The organism is Aureimonas populi (assembly GCF_017815515.1).
Classification (GTDB): Bacteria; Pseudomonadota; Alphaproteobacteria; order Rhizobiales; family Rhizobiaceae; genus Aureimonas; species Aureimonas populi.
Genome location: NZ_CP072611.1, coordinates 1,684,920 through 1,705,313, shown reverse-complemented (window position 1 = coordinate 1,705,313; position 20,394 = coordinate 1,684,920). Strand labels below are relative to the sequence as shown.

The 20,394-nt window shown below is 72.7% G+C and carries 21 protein-coding genes and 1 riboswitch; of the genes, 14 read left to right on the top strand and 7 right to left on the bottom strand.

All coding sequences use genetic code 11. The features are described from left to right. Together cobW and J7654_RS07835 are read right to left on the bottom strand one after the other, a co-directional pair. Positions 1-1,038 (bottom strand): cobalamin biosynthesis protein CobW, encoded by a 1,038-nt coding sequence (gene cobW / locus J7654_RS07840; protein WP_209739632.1) that lies wholly within the window; start codon positions 1,036-1,038, stop codon positions 1-3. Then, positions 1,035-1,457 carry a DUF1636 family protein gene (locus J7654_RS07835; RefSeq protein WP_209739630.1) on the bottom strand — a complete coding sequence of 141 codons (423 nt, stop codon included), beginning with the start codon at positions 1,455-1,457 and terminating at the stop codon, positions 1,035-1,037. The genes cobW and J7654_RS07835 overlap by 4 nt, the downstream gene beginning before the upstream one ends. A gap of 31 nt (positions 1,458-1,488) precedes the next feature. Further along, positions 1,489-1,700: riboswitch (cobalamin riboswitch) on the bottom strand. 108 nt (positions 1,701-1,808) lie between these two features. Between J7654_RS07835 and cobU the strand changes: the two genes are divergently transcribed. The 3 genes from cobU to J7654_RS07820 are packed head-to-tail and all read left to right on the top strand — an operon-like array spanning position 1,809 to position 4,398. Next, entirely contained in the window at positions 1,809-2,321 is a 513-nt protein-coding gene (gene cobU / locus J7654_RS07830; RefSeq protein ID WP_209739628.1) for a bifunctional adenosylcobinamide kinase/adenosylcobinamide-phosphate guanylyltransferase, read from the top strand. Beyond that, positions 2,321-2,935 (top strand): cob(I)yrinic acid a,c-diamide adenosyltransferase, encoded by a 615-nt coding sequence (gene cobO / locus J7654_RS07825; RefSeq protein ID WP_209739625.1) that lies wholly within the window; start codon positions 2,321-2,323, stop codon positions 2,933-2,935. The genes cobU and cobO overlap by 1 nt, the downstream gene beginning before the upstream one ends. 17 nt (positions 2,936-2,952) lie before the next feature. After that, entirely contained in the window at positions 2,953-4,398 is a 1,446-nt protein-coding gene (locus J7654_RS07820; protein WP_209739621.1) for a cobyric acid synthase, read from the top strand. Here the strand turns inward: J7654_RS07820 and cbiB are convergent. Continuing rightward, on the bottom strand, positions 4,379-5,353 hold the full coding sequence (gene cbiB, locus J7654_RS07815; protein ID WP_209739618.1) for an adenosylcobinamide-phosphate synthase CbiB: 975 nt from the start codon (positions 5,351-5,353) through the stop codon (positions 4,379-4,381). The genes J7654_RS07820 and cbiB overlap by 20 nt on opposite strands. Between cbiB and cobD the strand changes: the two genes are divergently transcribed. The 3 genes from cobD (at position 5,352) to J7654_RS07800 (ending at position 7,973) form a co-directional block, all read left to right on the top strand. Next, the gene (gene cobD / locus J7654_RS07810; RefSeq protein WP_209739615.1) at positions 5,352-6,386 is read left to right on the top strand and encodes a threonine-phosphate decarboxylase CobD; all 1,035 of its coding nucleotides are present in this window, start codon (positions 5,352-5,354) and stop codon (positions 6,384-6,386) included. The genes cbiB and cobD overlap by 2 nt on opposite strands. Positions 6,387-6,477: 91 nt before the next feature. Continuing rightward, positions 6,478-7,359: an NAD-dependent epimerase/dehydratase family protein gene (locus tag J7654_RS07805; protein WP_209739613.1), complete on the top strand. Its 882-nt coding sequence runs from the start codon at positions 6,478-6,480 to the stop codon at positions 7,357-7,359. Then, complete coding sequence (locus J7654_RS07800) at positions 7,356-7,973, top strand: sugar transferase (protein ID WP_209739611.1); 618 nt, start codon at positions 7,356-7,358, stop codon at positions 7,971-7,973. The genes J7654_RS07805 and J7654_RS07800 overlap by 4 nt, the downstream gene beginning before the upstream one ends. 69 nt (positions 7,974-8,042) lie before the next feature. Here the strand turns inward: J7654_RS07800 and J7654_RS07795 are convergent, their stop codons facing one another. After that, entirely contained in the window at positions 8,043-8,699 is a 657-nt protein-coding gene (locus J7654_RS07795; RefSeq protein WP_209739610.1) for a Spy/CpxP family protein refolding chaperone, read from the bottom strand. Positions 8,700-8,792: 93 nt separating this feature from the next. On the opposite strand from J7654_RS07795, the gene J7654_RS07790 reads away from it, so the two are divergent. The 3 genes from J7654_RS07790 to J7654_RS07780 are packed head-to-tail and all read left to right on the top strand — an operon-like array spanning position 8,793 to position 10,904. Next, positions 8,793-8,966 carry a hypothetical protein gene (locus J7654_RS07790; RefSeq protein ID WP_209739608.1) on the top strand — a complete coding sequence of 58 codons (174 nt, stop codon included), beginning with the start codon at positions 8,793-8,795 and terminating at the stop codon, positions 8,964-8,966. Next, positions 8,932-9,669, top strand: a complete 738-nt coding sequence (locus tag J7654_RS07785) for a response regulator transcription factor (protein ID WP_209739607.1) — start codon at positions 8,932-8,934, stop codon at positions 9,667-9,669. The genes J7654_RS07790 and J7654_RS07785 overlap by 35 nt, the downstream gene beginning before the upstream one ends. Then, entirely contained in the window at positions 9,666-10,904 is a 1,239-nt protein-coding gene (locus tag J7654_RS07780) for an ATP-binding protein (protein ID WP_209739605.1), read from the top strand. The genes J7654_RS07785 and J7654_RS07780 overlap by 4 nt, the downstream gene beginning before the upstream one ends. A gap of 192 nt (positions 10,905-11,096) precedes the next feature. On the opposite strand, the gene J7654_RS07775 is transcribed toward J7654_RS07780, so the two are convergent. Beyond that, positions 11,097-11,717, bottom strand: coding sequence for a glycosyltransferase family 29 protein (locus J7654_RS07775; RefSeq protein WP_209739603.1), 621 nt, complete (start codon positions 11,715-11,717; stop codon positions 11,097-11,099). 105 nt (positions 11,718-11,822) lie between these two features. Between J7654_RS07775 and J7654_RS07770 the strand changes: the two genes are divergently transcribed. Next, positions 11,823-12,806, top strand: coding sequence for a glycosyltransferase family protein (locus J7654_RS07770; RefSeq protein WP_209739601.1), 984 nt, complete (start codon positions 11,823-11,825; stop codon positions 12,804-12,806). On the opposite strand, the gene J7654_RS07765 is transcribed toward J7654_RS07770, so the two are convergent. Both J7654_RS07765 and J7654_RS07760 read right to left on the bottom strand, forming a co-directional pair. After that, on the bottom strand, positions 12,794-13,978 hold the full coding sequence (locus J7654_RS07765; protein ID WP_209739599.1) for a glycosyltransferase family 4 protein: 1,185 nt from the start codon (positions 13,976-13,978) through the stop codon (positions 12,794-12,796). The two genes, J7654_RS07770 and J7654_RS07765, sit on opposite strands and share 13 nt — an antisense overlap. Beyond that, positions 13,963-15,048: a glycosyltransferase family 4 protein gene (locus J7654_RS07760; RefSeq protein WP_209739597.1), complete on the bottom strand. Its 1,086-nt coding sequence runs from the start codon at positions 15,046-15,048 to the stop codon at positions 13,963-13,965. The genes J7654_RS07765 and J7654_RS07760 overlap by 16 nt, the downstream gene beginning before the upstream one ends. A gap of 44 nt (positions 15,049-15,092) precedes the next feature. On the opposite strand from J7654_RS07760, the gene J7654_RS07755 reads away from it, so the two are divergent. The 4 genes from J7654_RS07755 to J7654_RS07740 all read left to right on the top strand — a co-directional run bounded on the left by J7654_RS07755 (position 15,093) and on the right by J7654_RS07740 (position 20,385). Further along, the gene (locus J7654_RS07755; protein WP_209739596.1) at positions 15,093-17,156 is read left to right on the top strand and encodes an HAD-IIB family hydrolase; all 2,064 of its coding nucleotides are present in this window, start codon (positions 15,093-15,095) and stop codon (positions 17,154-17,156) included. Further along, on the top strand, positions 17,138-18,001 hold the full coding sequence (locus J7654_RS07750) for a glycosyltransferase family 2 protein (RefSeq protein ID WP_209739594.1): 864 nt from the start codon (positions 17,138-17,140) through the stop codon (positions 17,999-18,001). The genes J7654_RS07755 and J7654_RS07750 overlap by 19 nt, the downstream gene beginning before the upstream one ends. Positions 18,002-18,032: 31 nt before the next feature. Then, complete coding sequence (locus J7654_RS07745) at positions 18,033-19,166, top strand: glycosyltransferase (protein ID WP_209739592.1); 1,134 nt, start codon at positions 18,033-18,035, stop codon at positions 19,164-19,166. A gap of 124 nt (positions 19,167-19,290) precedes the next feature. Further along, on the top strand, positions 19,291-20,385 hold the full coding sequence (locus tag J7654_RS07740; protein WP_209739590.1) for an N-acetylglucosamine-6-phosphate deacetylase: 1,095 nt from the start codon (positions 19,291-19,293) through the stop codon (positions 20,383-20,385). Positions 20,386-20,394: the final 9 nt, after the last annotated feature.

Below are 20,394 nucleotides of genomic sequence, written 5' to 3'. Positions count from 1 at the left end.
TCAGGCCGCGAGCAGCGTTTCCACGGCCGCCCGGTCCAGCCCCTTGAGGCCGATGACGACGAGGCGCGTGGTGCGCGCCTCCCCCGGCTCCCAGGCGCGATCGTAATGGTGCGAGACGCGCGCGCCCACCGCCTGCACCAGAAGCCGCATGGGCTTGCCCTCCACATGGGCGAAGCCCTTCAGCCGCAGGACGTGCTGCGCCCGCGCCGCCGCCTCCACGCGGGCGGCGAGGTCGTCCGGGCTCGCGATAGCCGGCAGCTCGACCACGAAGCTGTCGAAATCGTCGTGCTCGTGGTCGAGCTCGCCGTCATGATGGGTCCTGCGGTTCTCGATATCCTCCTCCACGGCAAGGCCGAGGCCGAGGAGGACGCCGGGGTCGATGCGCCCTCCCTCGCTGGGGACGATCTTCACCGCGCGCGGCAGATGGGCCTTTACCGCCGCCAGCACGCGGGCGCGGGCCGCCTCGTCCAGCCGGTCGCTCTTGGAAAGGATGACGAGATCGGCGCAGGCGAGCTGGTCCTCGAACACCTCCTCCACCGGGTCGTCATGGTCGAGGCTCTCGTCGGCGGCGCGCTGCGCCTCCAGCGCGGCGCGGTCGCCCGTCACCTCTCCCTCGGCGAGGGCCGGCCCGTCCACCACGGCGACGACGCCGTCCACCGTCACCCGGCTCTTCACGCCCGGCCACTGGAACGCCTGCACCAGCGGCTTGGGCAGGGCGAGGCCCGAGGTCTCTATCAGGATGTGGTCCACCCTCGGCTCGCGGGCGAGAATCTTGTCGAGCGCGGGCACGAAATCGTCGGCCACGGTGCAGCAGATGCAGCCATTGGCCAGTTCCACGATGTCCTCGTCGGCGCAATTCTCCACGCCGCAGCCGCGCAGAAGCTCGCCGTCGATGCCCACGTCGCCGAACTCGTTGACGATGACGGCCAGGCGCGTGCCATGCGCGTTCTGGAGCACATGGCGGATGAGCGTCGTCTTGCCGGCGCCCAGGAAGCCGGTGACGATCGTGCAGGGCACGCGGGCGGGAGAGGCGGTCATGGCAGATCCTTCAGGTGATCGAATGGGGGAATGCGCGCCACCATGCCGCCCTTCAGCGAGGCCGGGCGGGGGCGGAAGGGCATGAGCCCGTCCCGCGAGCCGGCCAGCAGCCCGGCCCCGGCCACGAGGTCCGCGCCGCTGCCTGGCTCCAGCCCGCCGAAGATGTAGCTCCACGAGCCGGATTTGAGGATGGCGGCGCTCAGGGCGCGCTTGCAGTTGCCGAGGCACGCGACATGGGTGACGCGGATGCCCGTGCCCTGCGCGGCCCGGCGCGTATCCTCGGCCAGCACGGCGCCGGGGCGCGGCTGGTCCTGCGGGTCGCTCTCCCGGCGGCAGGAGGAGCAGACCACGATGGTCACGTCGCCGACATCGTCGGCAAGGGCGGGCGACGGATCGCGCGAACCGTTCGTCAAAGACATTCTCCTTGCCCGGGTGCACCCGCCGGGCGGTCAGGATTTCTCTTCGACGGCAGGTCTCCTGGCTCACGAAGCACCGTTCCAGGCCGCCTTCCCGAAGCATCGTCGCTTCAGTGGCTTATCGGCCGGGAACCCTTCGTTCACAGTTGCGGGGACAGCCGCGGAATTGCCTCCTTACGAGGCTCACCGCATTCCCTCTTAGCGCCCTCCCGGTGAGGAAGGGCGACCGTCGGCCCGCATCTAGAGCCGGCAGGGCGAGCCTGTCAACGAAGCGCGGCGGGGGCTTGTGCGCCGGGCGCGATGCGATAAGCCTGTGCGCGCTCGAACGCGGGCGGCCAGGATGGGGACCGGAGAATGACGACAGGCGCGCTGACGCTGGTGCTGGGCGGCGCGCGCTCGGGCAAGAGCCGCCACGCCGAGTCGCTGGTCCAGACGTATGCCCCGCCCTTCCTCTACATCGCGACCGCGCAGGCCCACGACGCGGAGATGGAAGCCCGCATCGCCCTCCACCGCCAGCGGCGCGACGGGCGCTGGCGCACGCTGGATGCGCCGCTCGATCCGGCAGGCGTCCTTCAGGCCGTGCCGGAGGGCGCGCCGCTCCTTCTCGACTGCCTGACGCTGTGGCTGAGCAATGTCATGCTGGCGGAGCGGGACGTCGAGGCCGAGATCGCCCGCCTCACCCAAACCCTTGCCGCCCCGCGCGGCCCGTGGGTCGTCGTCTCCAGCGAGGTGGGGCTCGGCATCGTGCCCGACAACGCGCTCGCCCGCCGCTTCCGCGATGCGGCGGGGCGGCTGAACCAGGAGATCGCGGCCGTGGCCGGCGCGGTGGTGCTCACCGTCGCCGGCCTGCCCATGAAGGTGAAATGATGCGTGAGATTTCGCAGGACGCCGCCGAACGGCACAAGGCGAAGATGGAGCGGCGCAAGGCGGTCCAGGATGCCGAGGTGGAGGGCAAGACGCTCGAGAAGGGCCTTCTCATCGTCAATACCGGCCCCGGCAAGGGCAAGACGACGGCCGCCTTCGGCCTTGCGCTCAGGATGCTGGGATACGGCCGGCGGGTGGGAATCGTGCAGTTCGTCAAGGGCGCGTGGCACACGGGCGAGAAGGACGCGCTCGCCCGCTTCGGCGATCTGGTGAGCTGGCACGCCATGGGCGAGGGCTTCACCTGGGAAACGCAGGACCTCCAGCGCGACATCGCGGCGGCCGGGCGCGCGTGGGAGAAGGCCCGCGAGCTGATGGCCGACCCCGCCCTCGGCCTCCTCGTCCTGGACGAACTGAACATCGCGCTGCGCTACGACTATCTGGACGTGAACGCGGTGGTGGAGACGCTGAAGGGCCGGCGGGACGACCTGCACGTCGTCGTCACGGGCCGCAACGCCAAGCCGGCCCTCGTGGAGGCGGCCGATCTCGTCACCGAGATGGGGCAGGTGAAGCACCATTTCGCCGCCGGGGTGAAGGCCCAGACCGGCATCGAGTTCTGACCTTGGCCAGGGCGCTGATGTTCCAGGGCACCGGCTCGGATGTCGGCAAGTCGCTGGTGGTGGCGGGTCTGGCCCGCGCCTTCACGCGGCGGGGGCTCGTCGTGCGCCCGTTCAAGCCGCAGAACATGTCGAACAACGCGGCCGTCACGGCCGATGGCGGCGAAATCGGCCGCGCGCAGGCGCTCCAGGCGCGCGCCGCCGGCACCGCGCCCAGCGTCCACATGAACCCGGTTCTCCTGAAGCCGCAGAGCGAGGTGGGCGCGCAGGTGGTGGTGCAGGGCCGCGTGCACGCCACGGCCGACGCGCGCGCCTACCAGGGCATGAAGCCGGGACTGATGCCCTTCGTGCTGGAGAGCTTCGAGCGGCTGAAGGCCGAGGCGGACCTCGTTCTCGTGGAGGGCGCGGGCAGCGCCTCGGAAACCAATCTGCGTGCCGGCGACGTCGCCAATATGGGCTTTGCGCGCGCCGCGAACGTGCCCGTGGTGCTCATCGGCGACATCGACAGGGGCGGCGTCATCGCCAGCCTCGTGGGCACGAAGCATGTCGTCGATCCGGCCGACGCGGCGATGATCGCGGGCTTCATCGTCAACCGCTTCCGGGGCGATCCGGCGCTGTTCGAAAGCGGCATGGCCGAGATCGCGCGCCTCACCGGCTGGCGCTCCTTCGGCCTCCTGCCCTTCCTGCCGGAGGCGGCGCGCCTGCCCGCCGAGGACGCTTTGGCCCTGACGCGAGCCCCGGCGGCCCGGCCGGCCGGCGGCCGGGTGAAGATCGCGGTGCCGATCCTGCCGCATATCTCCAATTTCGACGATCTCGACCCGCTTGAGGCGGAGCCGGACGTTCAGCTCGTGCGCGTGCGCCCCGGCGCGGCGCTGCCGGGCGACGCGGCCTTGGTGCTGCTGCCGGGCTCCAAGGCCACCGTCGCGGACCTTCGCGCGCTGCGCGCGGCGGGCTTTGCCATCGACATCGCCGCCCATCTGCGACGGGGCGGCCATGTGCTGGGGCTTTGCGGCGGCTACCAGATGCTCGGCCGCTCCATCGCCGACCCGGACGGGATCGAGGGGCCGCCCGGCACGGTGCAGGGACTGGGTCTCCTCGACGTGGAGACGCGGCTGACCGGCGAGAAGCGCCTTGCCGCCGTGCATGGGCAGACGCGCGAGGGCGTGCCCTTCGCCGGATACGAGATGCATATGGGGCAGACGAGCGGCCCGGACGCCGCCCGCCCCTTCGCCATGCTGGAGGGCGCGCGCGCCGACGGCGCGGTCTCGGCCAGCGGGCGGGTGGCGGGCACCTATGTGCACGGGCTCTTCGCCCATGACGGCCAGCGCGCGGCTTGGCTGGAACGGCTCGGCGGCACCGCCTCAGGCCTCGACTACGAGGCCGGCGTGGAGGAGGCGCTGGACGCGCTCGCCGCCCATCTCGAGGCGCATCTCGACCTCGACGGGCTCATGGCCCATGCGCGATGAGCAGCGCGGCCAGCGCGCCGAGGCCCGCGATCAGCAGCGCATCCGCCACCCGGTAGAGCGCCAGCGCGCGGCGTATGTCGGCCGCCCCCGCCTCGCGCCGCCCGCCCTCGCCCATCAGGGCGTCCCGCACCTCGGTGCCGCCATAGGCGCGCGGGCCGGCCAGCGCGAGGCCGAGCGCGCCGGCCATGGCCGCCTCCGGCCAGCCGGCATTGGGCGAGCGGTGGCGCGGCGCGTCGCGCACCATGGCGCGCCATGCCGCGCCGGGGCGGGCGCCGGGCACGACGAGGGCGGCGGCCAGGATCAGGAGGCCGGCAATGCGCGAGGCGGGCAGGTTCACGAGATCGTCGAAGCGCGCCGCCGCCCAGCCGAAGGCCTCGTGCCGGGGCGTGCGATGCCCGATCATGCTGTCGGCGGTGTTGGCGGCCTTGTAGGCGGCGGCCCCCGGCAGGCCGAGCGCGGCCAGCCAGAAGGCCGGCGCCACCACGCCGTCGGAGAAGTTCTCCGCGAGGCTCTCGATGGCCGCTCGCGACACGCCCGCCTCGTCCAGCATCGCCGTGTCCCGGCCCACGATCATGGACACCGCCCGGCGGCCGGCCTCCAGCCCCTCCCCTTCCAGCGCCCGCGCCACGGCGGCCACATGCGCGTGGAGGCTGCGCTGGGCCAGAAGCGCGCTGGCCAGAAGCGCACCGGCCAGAAGCCCGGCGAGCCCGGCTCCCAGGAGATGCTGCGCGGCCCAGCCCGCCCCGCCCGCAACGGCGAGGAGCGCCAGAAGCGCGGCCGCGCCGGCGGCCTTGCGCCCGCGCGCCGGCCAGTCCGGCCGGTTCAGGCCCCGGTCCAGCCGGCCGATCAGCCGGCCCATCCATGTCACCGGATGGCCGATCGTGCGAAACAGCCGGTCGGGATAGCCGAGGACGAGTTCGGCGATCAGCGTCAGGAAGGCTAGGAGGATCGACATGGCACTCGTGGCAGGCAAACCGCTCGCGGATGTGACCGATCACGGCGGGAGCCTGTCGCGCGCGGCCGAGATGTTCCCGCGCGCCAGGGGGCCGTGGCTCGATCTTTCCACCGGCATCAACCCGTTCTCCTACCCGCTGGGCGCGCTTCCCGCCACCGCCTTCACCCGCCTTCCCGAGGCGGCGGAGATGCGGGCGCTGGGCGAGGCGGCGGCGCGCGCCTATGGGGCGCCGGGCGGCGGCAGCGTCGTCGCGGCGCCGGGCACGCAGATTCTGCTGCCGCTCGTCGCCTCGCTGGTGCCGCCCGGCCGCGCGGCGATCCTCTCGCCCACCTATGCCGAGCACGCGCGCGCCGCCGCGCTGGCCGGGCACGCGGTGGAGGAGGTGCGGGACATCGACGCGCTGCATGACGCGGACCTTGCCGTGCTCGTCAACCCGAACAACCCGGACGGGCGCATCGTGCCGCGCGCCGAGCTTCTGGCGCTGGCCGGGCACCTGCGCGGCAAAGGCGGCCTTCTGGTGGTGGACGAGGCCTTCATGGATGTCGGCCCGCCATCCGAGCGGCTCGATGGCGACGTGGCGCGAGGGGGCATGGTCGTGCTGCGCTCCTTCGGCAAGTTCTTCGGCCTTGCGGGCCTGCGGCTTGGCTTTGCAATCGCCGCCCCGCCGCTGGCGCGCGCATTGGGCGCCCGGCTCGGCCCCTGGGCGGTGAGCGGGCCGGCGCTGACGGTCGCGGGGCGGGCGCTGGCCGACCTTTCGTGGCAGGAGGAGATGCGCCGCCGGCTGGCCGCGCAGGCGGCGCGCCTCGACGAGGCGCTGGCGCGGAGCGGCCTTGCCGCCGGGGGCGGCACGGCGCTGTTCCGCCTCGTGCGGACGCCGGATGCGCAAGGGCTCTTCCGCCGTCTCGGCGAGCAGGGCATCCTCGTGCGTCGCTTCGACCACAGCCCGGATGCGTTGCGCATCGGCCTTCCCGGCGGCGAGGAGGATTTCGCGCGGCTGGAGGCGGCCCTGTCCGGCGCGCGCGCATCGAATTGAAGGCGGCGGGGGGATGCGATAGATAGCCCCCCTTCCCCGGCGCCGGCCGAATGCCCGAGCAAGGACGGCCGCTCCAGCGGCTCACAGCACCATGGCCCCCTCCGCATCCCCTCCAGCGCCCCCGCCCCATGCCTGGCTCGTCGTCGGCGCCACGGGGCGCGTCGGGCGGATGGTGATGGACCATTGGCGCCGCAACCCGCCGGCCGGCGCGCTGGTGCACGCGCAGGGGCGGCGGCCGGGCGCGGACCTCGTCTGGAATCCGATCGAGGAGCCCCTCCCCGCCTCCGCGCCCCGTTACACGGGCCTTGTCGTGCTGGCCGGCGCGGTGCCGGGGTCGGGCATCGACTTCTCCTTCAACGCGGCCATCGCGCGGGCCTGCCTCGCGGCGGCCGAGAGGAACGGGATCGCGCGCGTGCTCCTTGCCTCCTCGTCCGCTATCTACGGCGCGAGCGGCGACGGGCGGGCGTTTCGGGAGGAGGACGACCCCGCCCCCGCCAGCGCCTACGGGCGCAGCAAGCTGGCGATGGAGGCGGCGTGCGCGGGCCTGTCCCGGCCCGGGCGCGAGGTCTCATGCCTGCGCATCGGCAATGTAGCCGGGGCCGACGCGCTTCTCATCAACGCCGCCGGCGCCGCGCCCGAGCGGCCCCTGCGGATCGACCGTTATGGCGACGGGGCCGGGCCGCGCCGCTCCTATATAGGGCCGGGCGCCATGGCGCGGGCTCTCGAAAGCCTCCTGCGCCATGCAGGCGCGCTGCCGCCCGTCCTGAATTTCGCCGCCCCGCGCCCGGTGGAGATGAGCGCGCTGGCCCGCGCGGCGGGCGTGCCCTTCGTCTGGAACGAGGGGCCGCCCGCCTCGCCGCAGGCGATCACGCTCGACTGCGCGAGGCTGTCCCTCTATCACCGCTTCCGGCCGGGGGATTGCGAGCCCGCTTCGATGATCGCCGAATGGAAGACGCACGGAGTTGCCGCGTGACGCCGCAGAAGCGCCTGTTCGATATCGCCCTCGCTCTTCTCCTCTGCGTGCCCCTCCTGCCCGTCATGGCGCTTATCGCCGCGCTGGTGGCGCTCAAGGACGGGCGCCCCGTCCTCTACGTCTCGGAGCGGATGAGGAGCCAGGGCGAAGGGTTCCGGCTCGTGAAGTTCCGCACGATGAAGGTCGTGGCCGCCGACGCGGGCGTCTCGGGCAGCGACAAGGCGGACCGCATCACGCGCACCGGCCGCTTCCTGCGCCGCACGCGCCTCGACGAGTTGCCGCAGCTCTGGAACGTCCTGGCCGGCGACATCAGCTTCGTCGGCCCGCGTCCGCCCCTGCGGCAGTATGTGGAGCGGTTCCCCCAGGTCTATCGCCAGGTGCTGGCGTCGCGCCCCGGCATTACGGGCCTCGCCTCGCTGCACCTGCACGACTACGAGGAGCGGGTCCTCTCCCGCGCCCGAACGGCCGAGGAGACGGACGCGCTCTATTGCCGCCTGTGCATTCCGCGCAAGGCGCGCATCGACATGATCTACCAGCGGCACGCCAGCCTGTGCTTCGACCTCCAGATCCTCGTGCAGACGGGCCTGAAGCTGTTCTACCGCCGGCGCCCGTAAGGGCGACGGCGGCTTGTGGAACGCCGATGGGGCGGATTGCCCCACCGGCTCGTGGCGGAAGGGCGCCGTTCAGCGGGCCGGCGGCGGGCCGGCCTCGGCCGGGCCGCGCTCGGACGCACCCGGACGCTCGCCGCCCGCACGGCCGTGGCCGCGCGGCCCGTCCCCGCGATGGCCGCGAGGCCCGCGCAGTTCGGAAAGAAGGCGCTCGGCGGTCTCCACCTGCTCGGGGGTGAGCACGGCGGAGAGGCCGTCCACGGCCGTGCGCAGGCTCTGCGCCGCCTCGGCGCGCTCCGTGCTGCGCTCGATCATCCTGTCGAGCATCCGCACCGCCGGAAGGTCGGTCAGCGTGCGCGCGCCGGGCTCGGCGCCCTCCTCCTCCTGCGGGGCGGGACCGCCGCGCTCGGGGTTCGGGCCGGGCCGGCCGGCCTGCACGAAGGCGATGGCGGCGGCGGTGAAATCGTTCCACGCCCCTTCCTGCTCGGGCGTGATGGCAAGCGCGGTGCGCGCCGCCGTCAGCTTCTCGGCCGTGTTCCAGAGCGAAGCGCCGCCGCGGGGACCCTGCCGCCTGTCATGGTGGCCGCCGCGCTCGGCCCCGCCGCGCTCGGCACGCTCGCCGGCCTGCGCCGGGCGCGGCTCGCCGGCTCCGCCGGGCTGGCCCTGGGCCAGGGCCGGCAGGGCGATGGTGGCGGCAAGGCCGGCAACGGCGAGTTTCCTGAAGATGGTCATGGAAGGGGTCTCCTCTCCCGTGTTTCGATGAGAGGAAGATACGCATCGCTCGCGCCCTTCCCATGGCGAGGGCGTGTCGATGCGTAACGAAACATGTCCGCGCCGCCCTCGCGCCCGGCGCTCCCGGCCTTCGGCGTTGCCGCCTGCAAGCTTTCGCAACAAAAAGGCCGGGCGCGCGCCGGCGCGAAAAACGATAGCCTGAAGGGCGTGCAAGATGCGGACGGCAAGGAACATGACCGGCAGGACAAGCGTGCTCGTCGTCGATGACGACCTCGAAATCAGGCGGCTTCTCGGCCGATATCTGGAAAGCCAGGGCTTCCAGACGGCGCTGGCGGGCAGCCGCCGGGAGTGCGAGGCGAAGATCGCGGACGGGGCGTTCGACCTCGTGGTGCTGGACGTGATGCTGCCCGACGGCTCGGGCCTCGACATCTGCCGCGACATCAAGGACCGGCGGCCGGACCTGGCCGTGATCCTGCTCACCGCGCTGAAGGAGGATGTGGACCGCATCGTCGGGCTGGAGATCGGCGCCGACGACTATCTGGGAAAGCCCTTCAACCCGCGGGAGCTGGCCGCGCGCATCCGCGCCGTCCTGCGCCGGGGGGCGGCCGCCGTCGCGCCGTCCGAAGCGCCGGCGCGGGCCTATCTCTTCGAGGGCTACAGGGCGGAGACGGCGCGCCGGCGGGTTCTGGACCCCAAGGGCCGGGAGCTGGCGCTGACGGGCGCCGAATTCGACCTCCTGCTGATCTTCCTGGAGCGCCCAGCGCGCGTCCTCTCGCGCGAGACGTTGCTCGACCTTCTGCACGGGCGCGCCAGCACCGACCCCTTCGACCGCACCATCGACGTGACGATGAGCCGGCTGCGCCGCAAGTTCGGCGACAACGGCGTCTTCCGCCTCTTCAAGACGGTGAGGAACGGCGGCTACCAGTTCGCCGCCCATGTGGAGCGGCAGGCCGAGGGCGAGGCGCCATGACCTCGCTCAGCGTTCGCCTCGCCGGGCTCCTGGTCGCGGCCATCGTCGCGGTGGTCGTCGCGGCCGCCTTCGTCACCTTCCAGATCGTGGACCGCCCGCGCGACCGCAGCTTCGAGCGCAGCTTCGCCGAGGAGGTGCTGCTGCTCTCGCGCCTCATCGACGGCTCGCCGGAGCGGGCGCGCGCGGCCGGGGTGGCGCTGGGGCCCGAACCGGAGGAGGTGGGGGACGAGGATTGGCCCGCCCGGCGCATCGGGCGCGCCCTGCGCCGCATGGGCGAGGACGTGCCGGTGCGCGTCGTCTCCCCGGCCGAGGGGGAGCGCCGGCTCGCTTTCCCCGTGACGGCGCAGGAATGGGCGTATCTCATCTATCCGAGCCCGCCGCCCTCGCCGCTGCCTGCGCTGACGGCCTATCTCCTGCTCGTCGTCGCCGGGGCGGTGGCCGTGGCGCTCTACGTCGCGGTCAAGATCACCGGGCCGGCGCGGATGCTGGAGCGGGCCATGGGCTCCATGCGCGCGGACGGCACGCTGGAGCCGGTGCCCGAGACCGGGCCGGCGGAGGTGCGCGCCACGGCGCGGGCGCTGAACGCCTTGTCCGCGCGCCTGCGCACGGCCCTCGAAAGCCGGATGCGCCTCGTGGCGGCGGCGGGGCACGATCTGCGCACGCCCATGACGCGAATGCGCCTGCGCGCCGAGTTCCTGCCCGACGAGGACCGGGAAACCTGGCTGCGCGACCTCGAGGAGTTGGACCGCATCGCCGACAGCGCCATCCGCCTCGTGCGCGAGGAGGTGGCCGACGACGCCTTCGAGGCGGTGGAGCTCGCGCCCTTCCTGGAGGAGATCACCGCCGAGCTGTGCGAGATCGGCCTGCCGGCCGAGTTCACCGCCCTTTCGAACCCTTGCGTGAAGGCGCAGCCCCTGGCGCTCAAGCGCGCCTTGCGCAACCTTCTGGAAAACGCGGCCACGCATGGCAAAGGCGCGCGCGCAACACTGACGCAGGCGCAGGGCGCGGCGCTCCTGACCATCGAGGATGACGGGCCGGGCATCCCGCCCGACCTCATCGAGCGGGTCTTCGAGCCCTTCTTCCGCGTCGATCCGGGGCGGCGCAAGCTGGGGCCCGGGGCCGGTCTGGGCCTCGCCATCGCGGGCGAGATCGTGGAGCGCCACGGCGGCAGCATCGCCATCGCCAACCGCGAGGGTGGCGGGCTGTCGCAGGAGGTGCGCCTGCCGCTAGCCTGAGAGACTGTTTGAGACGGAGGCGGCGGAGGGCCGTGCGAGGGATTTTTCGTCGTCCGCGAGGAGCCCGTCGATGCCGGCGGCGTCGGCGAGGATCGGGGGCGCGGCGGCGGCGCAAAAGACCCGCAGGACCGACCCGCCCGAAGTCTCGAAGGGTCTGCGAGGCGCGTCCCATCGGGCTTTCGCCGCGCCGGGTCACGCCAGGGCGCGCAGGGGATGCAGCGTCAGGCGGCGCTCGCGGTGGGCCGTCTCGAACCAGCGCCGCTCGGCCGCCCAGGGGTGGCCCCGCCACCCCGCGAAGCCGAAGCCGAACACATGGATGCGCGCCTGCGGCAGGGCCCGCGCCATGTGGAGCGCGACGAGAAACCCCGTGCTGGGGTTGGGCGCGCCCTTCGCGCCATGCTCGCGCAGGCTCGCGCGGGCCTGCCGGTGGAGCGCCTCGTCCAGCACCTCCACGCCGAGCCCGAGGGGGGAGAGGCGGCGCAGCAGGGCCTCGGTGTGGCACAGGCCCGCGCCCTCCTTCCCATCGAGGGCGGGAAAGGGCAGGATCACCCGCCTTGCGGCCCGCAGTTCGGAGCGGCGGGTGAAGCCCTCGTCCTCCAGCCATTCGCGCGGCTGACCGCCGCGATTGACGAGGGCGAGATGGGTGACGCGGCGCCCGCTCGCGCGCGTGAAGCCGGCCGCGTTGTTAAAGCGCACCACCATGTCGCAGGAATCGATCTGGGCCCCGCGATCCCCGATGTCCGGCGCGTTGCCGACGATGGCGAGCGAGAGGGGGCCGGCGCCTGCGGCCGGATGGTCGCGATCCCTGAACATGCGATGGCTCTCCCTCGCCCGGCTTTGCGACTCCAACGCGCGCGCGCGGCCTTTGTTGCAGCGCGAAAAGGCGGCGGGGAACGAGCGTGGGTGGTAGGATGGCGCATGACCCAGGATCGCCCGTCCCGCTGCTTCCTCTGCCGCTCGCGCGAGATCGCGCCGACGGACCGGCGCCTTGCCTATCCGGGCGGGCGCGAGCGGCGGTTTCCGCTCGCCTGCACCTCCTGCGGGCTGCTTCTGGAGCCGGAGGCGGGCAGCGAGGTTCCGGTCTCCCTTGCGGCGGACCTTTGCGCCGAACGCTTCGCGCCGGGGCCGCACGAGCCTTTCGGGCTGGACATCTACACGCTGCGCATGGCCGCCACGCTGTTTGGCCGCCGCGCCGCCCCCGCCGACGCGGCGCAGCGCGCGGCGCTTCGAAACCCGCATGGCGCGCTTGCGGCGAGCGCCGTCCTGTCCGACCTCGCCGACATGCCGCCCGCGCCTGTCTCTCTCGGCATGATGTGCCGAGCCGGGGAGGTCGAGGCCATTCTCGCCAGCCTGCCGCAAAGCGCGGCCTTCGCGCGCGACGTGGTTCTCCTCAGCGAGAGCGGAACGGCCGGGCCCCTGACCGTCGAGGGCTTCCCGAGCGGCGCCGTCCGGCTGGCCACGCGCCCGCTCGCCGGCGATTTCGGGGCGCAGCGCAACGCCCTCCAGGCGCTGTGCCGGCAGCGCTGGGTGCTGCAGCTCGACGCCGACGAGACGCTCGACGGCAAGACCGCCGCGCTTCTACCGGGCCTGGCCCGCATGGCGGAGGAGGACGAGGCGGTCTCCATCGGCCTGCCGCGCCGCAATCTGGTGGGCGGCGTCCTCTCCGACGTCTACCCGGACGTGCAGTACCGGCTGAACCGGCGCGAGGTGCCCTATGCCGGCAAGGTGCACGAACGGCCCGTGCGCCACTGGCGGCAGAGCTTCATCGCGCTGCATGGGGCGATCGACCATCATTTGAGCGCGGAGCATGTGGCGCGCCGTTCGCAAGGCTACGAGGCACTGGACCCCGGCCATGGCCGGCTGGAGGAGGCGCAGGCGCTGCTGCGCCCCTATCGCGGCTGAGCGAGCGCCTGCTCGTAGAGCGCCAGCGTCTCGCGTCCCAGCGTCCCGCGCGTGAAGCGGCCGGCCGCCGCCAGCGCCTTTTCGCGCACGGCCAGCCTCTCGGCATCGGAGACGACCAGCGGCCGCATCGCCGCCGCCAGCGCCTGTCCGCTCGCCTCCCCCGCCATGCGCCCGGCCCCGGTGTCGCCGACGAACTGGCGCGCGCTCGCATCCAGCGCGCAGGCCACCAGCGGCCGGCCATAGGCGATGGCCTCCTGATAGACGAGGCCGAAGCTCTCGTAGCGCGAGGGCGCGGCCACGATGTGCGCCGCCTCGTAGCGGCGCGCCAGCACGGCCTCCGGCTCGCGCCCCCGCGCCTCGATGCGCGCGCGCGCGGCAGGGGGTAGCCCGGCCGGCAGGTCCTGCGGCTCCACGCCCACGAGCGTGAGCCCGAACTCGGGGATCGCGCCGCGCGCCGCCTCCTCCGCCAGGAGGGCGGCGGCCTCCATCAGCATGTCGAAGCCCTTGCGATGCTCGGCCCGCCCCACGAAGAGGATCTGCACCGCGCCCGCCTCGCCCGGGTAAGGCGCCCCGCCCGCCCGCGCCAGCATGGCCGGCGGAAGGGAGAGGCCGATGACCGCATGGGGCCGGCCGCGATCGGGGCCGTAGAGCGCCGCCATGCGCCGGCCATGGTCGGCGGTGTTGGAGATGAGGGCGGTGCTGCGCCGCGCCTGCCGCCGCTCCAGCCGGTCGGCCGCCCAGCCGTCCAGCCGGTCGCGAAAGGTCGCGGGCGCCTCGCGCGAGAAGGCGGCGGGCGTCGAGTGGCGCGTCACCAGCGCGAAGCCCCCTTGCCCGGCCAGAAGCGCGGCGGGCGCATACCAGTTGGTCGCTTCCACCACGGCGAAGGGTGCGCGCGCGTGCTCGGCCAGAACCGCCCGGCGAAAGGCGAGCGGGGCCGCCAGATGCCCGGCACCGCCATGAAGCCGCAGCCGCGCCAGCGCGGTGCCCGCCCGCACCTCGCCGCCGCAGCCGATGACGCGCACCGCGCCGGCCGCCTCCACCCCGGACCTGTCGAGCGTGAAGACGCTCACCTCGCAGCCCTGGCCGGCAAGGCTTTCGGCGATCTCGCGCGCGGCGGTGGAAAGGCCGCTCGGCGCGGGCGGATAATCCCAGGCGATCAGCGCGGTGCGCATGGCGCGGCCAGGAGGCGGCGGTAGAGGGCGAGATAGTCGGCCGCCATGCGATCGGAGGTGAAGCGGGCCTCGAAGCGCGCACGCACGGCCCGCCGGTCCAGCTCGCCCACGCGCCTCACGGCCTCCAGCGCCTGCGCCTCGTTCTCCACCACGAAACCCGTCACGCCCTCCTCCACGATCTCGGGCACGGAGCCCCGGTTCCAGGCGATCACCGGCGTGCCGCAGGCCATGGCCTCGATCATCACCAGGCCGAAGGGCTCGGGCCAGTCGATGGGAAAGAGAAGCGCCTGCGCCCCGGCGAGAAGCTCGGCCTTCTCCCTGTCGCCCACGGGCCCGACATAACGAGCCGTCTCCGACAGGAGCGGGCGCACCTCGCGCTCGAAATAGAGCGGGTTGCCCACATCCACCGTGCCGGCGAGGCGAATCGGCCTTCCGGCCGCCCGCGCCACGCGGATCGCGACATCGGGGCGCTTCTGGTCCGTCATCCGCCCGATGAAGGCGAGATAGGCGCCCGGCTCCGCCCGGAGCGGGAAGCGGTCCTTCTCGATGCCGTGATGCACGATGCCCGCCCGGTTGGCGGCCGGCAGGTCGGCCGACTGCGCGGCCGAGATGGCGGCGACGGGCAGGTCGGGGAAGGCCGAGAAAAACAACTTGCGGTCGAGCTCGTCGACCCGCCAGTGAATCGTGGTCAGCGAGCGGGCGCGGCGACCCGCCAGAATCGCGGCATGGAAGAACTCGCCATGGCAATGGACGATGTCGAATTGATCCAGTCTCGTGCGCAGTTCTTCCATGCGCACCACCTCCAGAACCGAAGGTATGGACGCAGGAACCTGACCGTATTTGCGTTCCAGGCTATGCAAACTGGGAAGACTGCCGACCCGTGGAACTTCGGCCACACTGTCCGAGGGCGCGAACAGCGTTATTTCGACTCCGGAGCGCCGAAGCGCAACGCTGAGATCGTGCACGACCCGTTCGGTTCCTCCGTGGTCGGCCGGGGGCACCGGGAAGATGCCCGGGGCCACCTGTGCCACGCGGAGGCGTTCGTGTCGCGTCGTCCCGGCCAACGGCATCGGTGCTCCTGCCTGTTTAGTATCCGAGTAGAGGAAAGCGGTTAATGTTCGTGCTCCATATCGCTCTCCAGGGTTGCCTGAAGGCCGGCGACATCGAATACGGCCTGACGGCCGACACTGGCGGCCATATCCGCTACCTGCTCGACCTCGCGCGCGCCTGCGAGGCGAGCGAGCCGGGGGCGCGCATCGTGCTCGCCACGCGCCTCTTTTACGGGCTCTCGCCCTCTTACGCGGCGGCGCGCGAGCGCGTGTCGGAGCGCGTGGAGATCGTGCGCCTTCCCACCGCCTCGCCGCATTACCTGCCCAAGGAGGAGATGCACGCAGAGGTGGAAAGCTTTGCAGAGGCTCTGATCGCGCATATCGAGGCCGAGGGGCGGCCCGACATCCTCCATGCGCATTACGCGGACGCCGCGGCCGTTGCGGCCATCGTTCAGGCGCGCCTGGGCATCCCCTTCCTCTTCACCGCCCACTCGCTGGGCCGGGTGAAGGAGAAGGCGCTGGGGGCCGGCGGCGGCGGCGCGGACCTCGCCCCCCGCATCGCGGCCGAGGAGACGGGCCTTGCCGGAGCCGCGCTCGTCATCGCCTCGTCGCGCGACGAGGCCGAGGTCCAGTATGCCGGCTACAGGGCCTACGATCCGGGCCGCATCCGCATCCTGCCGCCGGGCAGCGATCTCGACGCCTTTCGCGGCGCGCGTTCCACGCCGGCCGTGGAAGCCGAGATCGGCCGCTTCCTGCGCGAGCCGGAGAAGCCCGCGTTGCTGGCCATCGCGCGGCCGGTGCGCAAGAAGAACCTCGCCGCCCTCGTCACCGCCTTCGGCCAGAACGCCGCGCTTCGCAAAAAGGCCAATCTCGTCCTCGTGGCGGGAACGCGCGGCGAGATTGCCGAGCTCGACGGCGACATGGCGCAGACGATGGACGAGATCCTCCACCTCATCGACCGTTACGATCTCTACGGGCAGGTCGCCTATCCCAAATCGCACCGCCCGCAGGACGTGCCGGCCTATTACGCCTATGCGCGCGAGCGCGGCGGCCTCTTCGTCAACCCGGCGCTGAACGAGCCCTTCGGGCTCACGCTGCTCGAAGCCTCCGCCGCGGGCCTGCCCCTCATCGCCACCGACAGCGGCGGCCCGAACGACATCGTGGAGACCTGCGGCAACGGCATCCTGGTCGATCCGCGAGACCCCGCCGCCATCGCGGCCGCGGCCCTTCGCATCCTGTCCGACAAGGATCTGTGGCGTGCCTTCGCGCGCGGCGGGGAAAGGGCCGCCGGCATCTACGACTGGCGCCGCCACGCCCAGCGCTACCACGACCTGGCGCGCGACATCCTGGCACCCCGCGCCCCGCCTGCCGCCCCGCGCCAGCTCCTCATCTGCGATATCGACAACACGCTGGTCGGCTGCGAGGCGCGCATCCGCGCCTTCGGAAGCTGGCGCAAGGCGCAGGACGGGCTCGCCTTCGGCGTGGCCACCGGCCGCTCCTTCCACAGCGCCATGGCGATCCTGGAGGAACAGGAGGCGCCCCGCCCGCAGGTGATGATCACATCGGTGGGGTCGGAAATCTACCATCTGGATGCCAACGGCGTGACCTATACGGCCGACGCCGCATGGCGCACCGTGGTCTCGCGCGGCTGGGACAGGGCCGGCGCGCTCGCGGCCCTGCGCGGCCTGCCCGGCATCGCGCCGCAGGCGCCGCTGGAGCAGCGCTCCCACAAGCTCAGCTATTTCAGCGACGGGCGCGGCGAAACGGTGGCCCTCGTGAAGGCGCGGCTGGAAAAGGCGGGCCTCCGGGCCTCCGTGATCCACAGCCACGGGCGCTATCTCGACATCCTGCCGATCCGCGCTTCGAAGGGAACGGCGGTCGATTTCGTGCGCCGCCGCTGCCGCCTGCCGGAGGAGGCGGTCTTCGTGGCGGGCGATTCGGGCAACGACATCGAGATGCTGCGCACCATTCCGCAGGCGATCATCGTGGCGAACTATTCCGACGACCTCGCCAGCCTGCCCTCGCTGCGCCACTCCTACTTGGCGCGCGAAACGCACGCGCTCGGCATCATCGAGGGCGTGGCCCATTTCCGGAAGAAGGCGCGCCGCGCATGCAAGCCAGCGTCCTGACCCTCGTGCGCGGGCGCGGGGCCCACCTGCGCAATCTGATGAAGAGCCTCGCCGCGCAGGGCGAGAGGCCGGCCGAGCTCGTCATCGCCTGGATGCAGGAGGCGGCCGAGCCGGACCTGCCCGATCCCGGCTGCCCCGTGCGCCACGTCTTCGTGCCGGGCGAGCCGATGCCGCTGGCGGCGGCGCGCAACCGCGCGGCCGAGGCGGCGGGCGGCGACCTTCTCGTCTTCCTCGACGTGGACTGCATCGCCTCGCCGAGCCTCGTCGGCTCCTATCGCGAGGCGGCGCTGGGCCGGGAGGGGCTGTTTCTGGGCGAGGTGCTCTATCTTCCGGCGGGCGCCGTCGGGCCGCATCTCGACTTTACCGCGCTCGATGCCGCCGGGCGCGCGCACCCCTCCAAACCACCCATCCCGCAGGCCGGCGTCCGCCGGGAGCGGCAGGCGGGCGAGCTATGGGGCCTGTCCTTCGCGCTCACGGCGCGCGCGTGGGGCGCGCTCGGCGGCATGGACGAGGCCTTCACCGGCTATGGCGGGGAGGAGACCGATTTCGCGGCGCGCGTGGCGAGCGCCGGGCTGCCCCTGTTCTGGACGGCCGGGGCGCGCGCCTACCACCAGCACCACCCGGTGCATGTGCCCCCGCTCCACCATTTCGACCATATCCTGCGCAACGCCGCGCTGTTCCGCGAGCGGCACGGCCGCTGGTGCATGGACTACTGGCTCGGCCAGTTCGCGCGCGCCGGCTTCATCGAATGGAGCGAGCGCGAGGAGGCGATCCGCCTCAAGCGCCGGCCCGGCCCCGCCGAGATCGCCGCCGCCCTCCAGCCCGGCGAGACGCTGTTCTCATGACGCCTCCCCTCACGCCCCCGGAGCATCTGCCTTGAAGAAGCCCATCGCCTTTTTCGTGCACCATCAGGGGCGCGGCCACGCCAACCGCACCATGGCGCTGGCCGAGCGCTTCTCCTCCGACCGGCCCGTCAGCGTGCTGACGGCCGGCCCGCCCCTCTTCGACGGCTTTGCGCGCGACATCGAGATCGTGGAGCTGCCGGACATGATCGGCGCGGCCGTGCCCACGCCCCGCCTCTTCGCCGAGCCGACGCCGCAGGTCATGCATTGCGTGCCGCTGGGCGTTGCGGAGATGCGCCGCACGATGCGCACGATCCTCGACCATCTGGACGACCGGGACGTCGGTCTCTTCGTCGTCGACGTCTCGGCCGAGATCGCGCTCCTCTCGCGCGCCGCCAGCGTGCCGGCGGTGCAGATCCGAATGCACGGAGACCGCTCCGACATCGGCCATATCGGCTCCTACGAGGCGTGCGTGGGCATGCTCGCGCCCTTCGACGAGCGGCTGGAGCAGGACGACTATCCCGCCTATCTGCGCGACCGGACCTTCTACAGCGGCGGGCTGTGCACCACGGCGGACGCGATCCCCGACAAGGCCGAGGCGCGCCGGCGCCTGGGGCTCGACCCGCGGCGCGAGCTGATCGTCACCGTCACCGGCGGGGGCGGCCGCGGCACGCCCTATGCCCCGCTGACGGTGGGCGCGCGCGCCGCGCAGGATGCGCTCTGGCTGGTGCTCGGCCCCACGCACCGCGAGGGGCACGAGACCGACTTCTCCAACCTGCGGGAACTGGGATGGGTGTCCGGCGTGACGGACTACCTGGCCGCCGCCGACATCGTCATCGCCTCGGCCGGAGACAACACGATCCATGAGATCGCGCGTGTCGGCGCGCGTCTCGTCGTCATGCCCGAATGGCGCTATTTCGGCGAGCAGCAGCGCAAGGCGCAGGCGCTGGCCGCGCTGGGCGCGGCCGTGCACGCGCCGGTCTGGCCGGGCGACCTGGAGGGCTGGCGCGCGCTTCTGGCGGCCGCCCGCGCGCTGGACGACGGCGCCATCCGCACGCTTCACGCGCCGGACGCCGCGCCCCGCGCGGCCCGCTGGCTGGAGGCGTTGACGGACGAATTATGGGCGGGCGCCGCCGCCGCATCCCCGGCCCTCCTGCGCGCGGTGTGAAGCGGCCGGGCCGGCCATCGGCCAGCGAAAGAGGCCGTCCTCCCCCTTGCATGGGAGCCGCGCCCGGTTAGGGAGAACCTGAACGGCGCCGGCCAACGGCGATCGCATGGAAGGAGCCCGGCGGATGAACGCCCTGATCGCGCCGGAGCACATCTGGATCGAGGGAGGCCTCAGGACCGGCCTTGCCGTGGAGATGGCGGCGGGCCGGGTCGCGCGCATACGCCCGCTCGCCGAAGGCGAGGTTCCGACCAGCCGCCCCCACCTCATGATGCCGGCCTGCACCGACCTTCAGGTGAACGGCAGCGGCGGCGTCATGCTCAATGACGGGCCGTCGCCGGAGACCATCGCGCGCATCATCGCGGCCCAGCGCGCGCGGGGAACGGGCTGGGTGCTGCCCACCCTCATCACCAGCGCGCCCGCGCAGATCGCGGCGGCGGCCGATGCCGTGATCGAGGCCTGGGGCCTTCCGGGGCTGGCGGGCCTGCATCTGGAGGGGCCGCACATCAATGTGGAGCGCAAGGGAACGCACGATCCGCGCCATATCCGCCCCATGGACGAGGCGACGCTCGCAGCGCTCGAACGGCTGCGGGCGGCCGGCATTCCGGTGATGCTCACGCTCGCGCCGGAGATCGTGCCGCCCGGCACCATCGCGCGCATCGCGGAGATGGGCGTCATCGTCTCCGCCGGGCACACCGCCGCCAGCCCCGCGCAGGCGAAGGCCGGCCTTTCGGCGGGCGTGAGCTGCTTCACCCACCTTTTCAACGCCATGCCGCCCATGACCTCGCGGGCGCCCGGCGTGGTCGCCACCGCGATCAACAGCGAAGCCTATTGCGGGATCATCGCGGACGGCATCCATGTGGATTGGGCGATGCTGGCGCTCGCCTGCGCCGCGCGGCCCGTGCCCGGGCGCATGTTCCTCGTGTCCGACGCCATGGCCACGGTCGGCGGGCCGGACCATTTCACCCTCTATGGCGAGCGGATCGAATTGCGGGGAGGCGCGCTCGTCAATGCGGCCGGAGCGCTGGCCGGGGCGCATATCGACATGCTGGCGAGCCTTGGAAACATGGTTCGCCATGCCGGGCTGCCGCTGGAGGCGGCCGTGGCGATGGCCTGCGACAACCCCAACCGCGCCATGGGCCTGACGCCGCCGGCCATCGAGCCCGGCCGCGCGCTGGACGAACTGGTGATGCTGGACGCCGCCCTCGAGCGGACCGGATAGGCGTTCGCC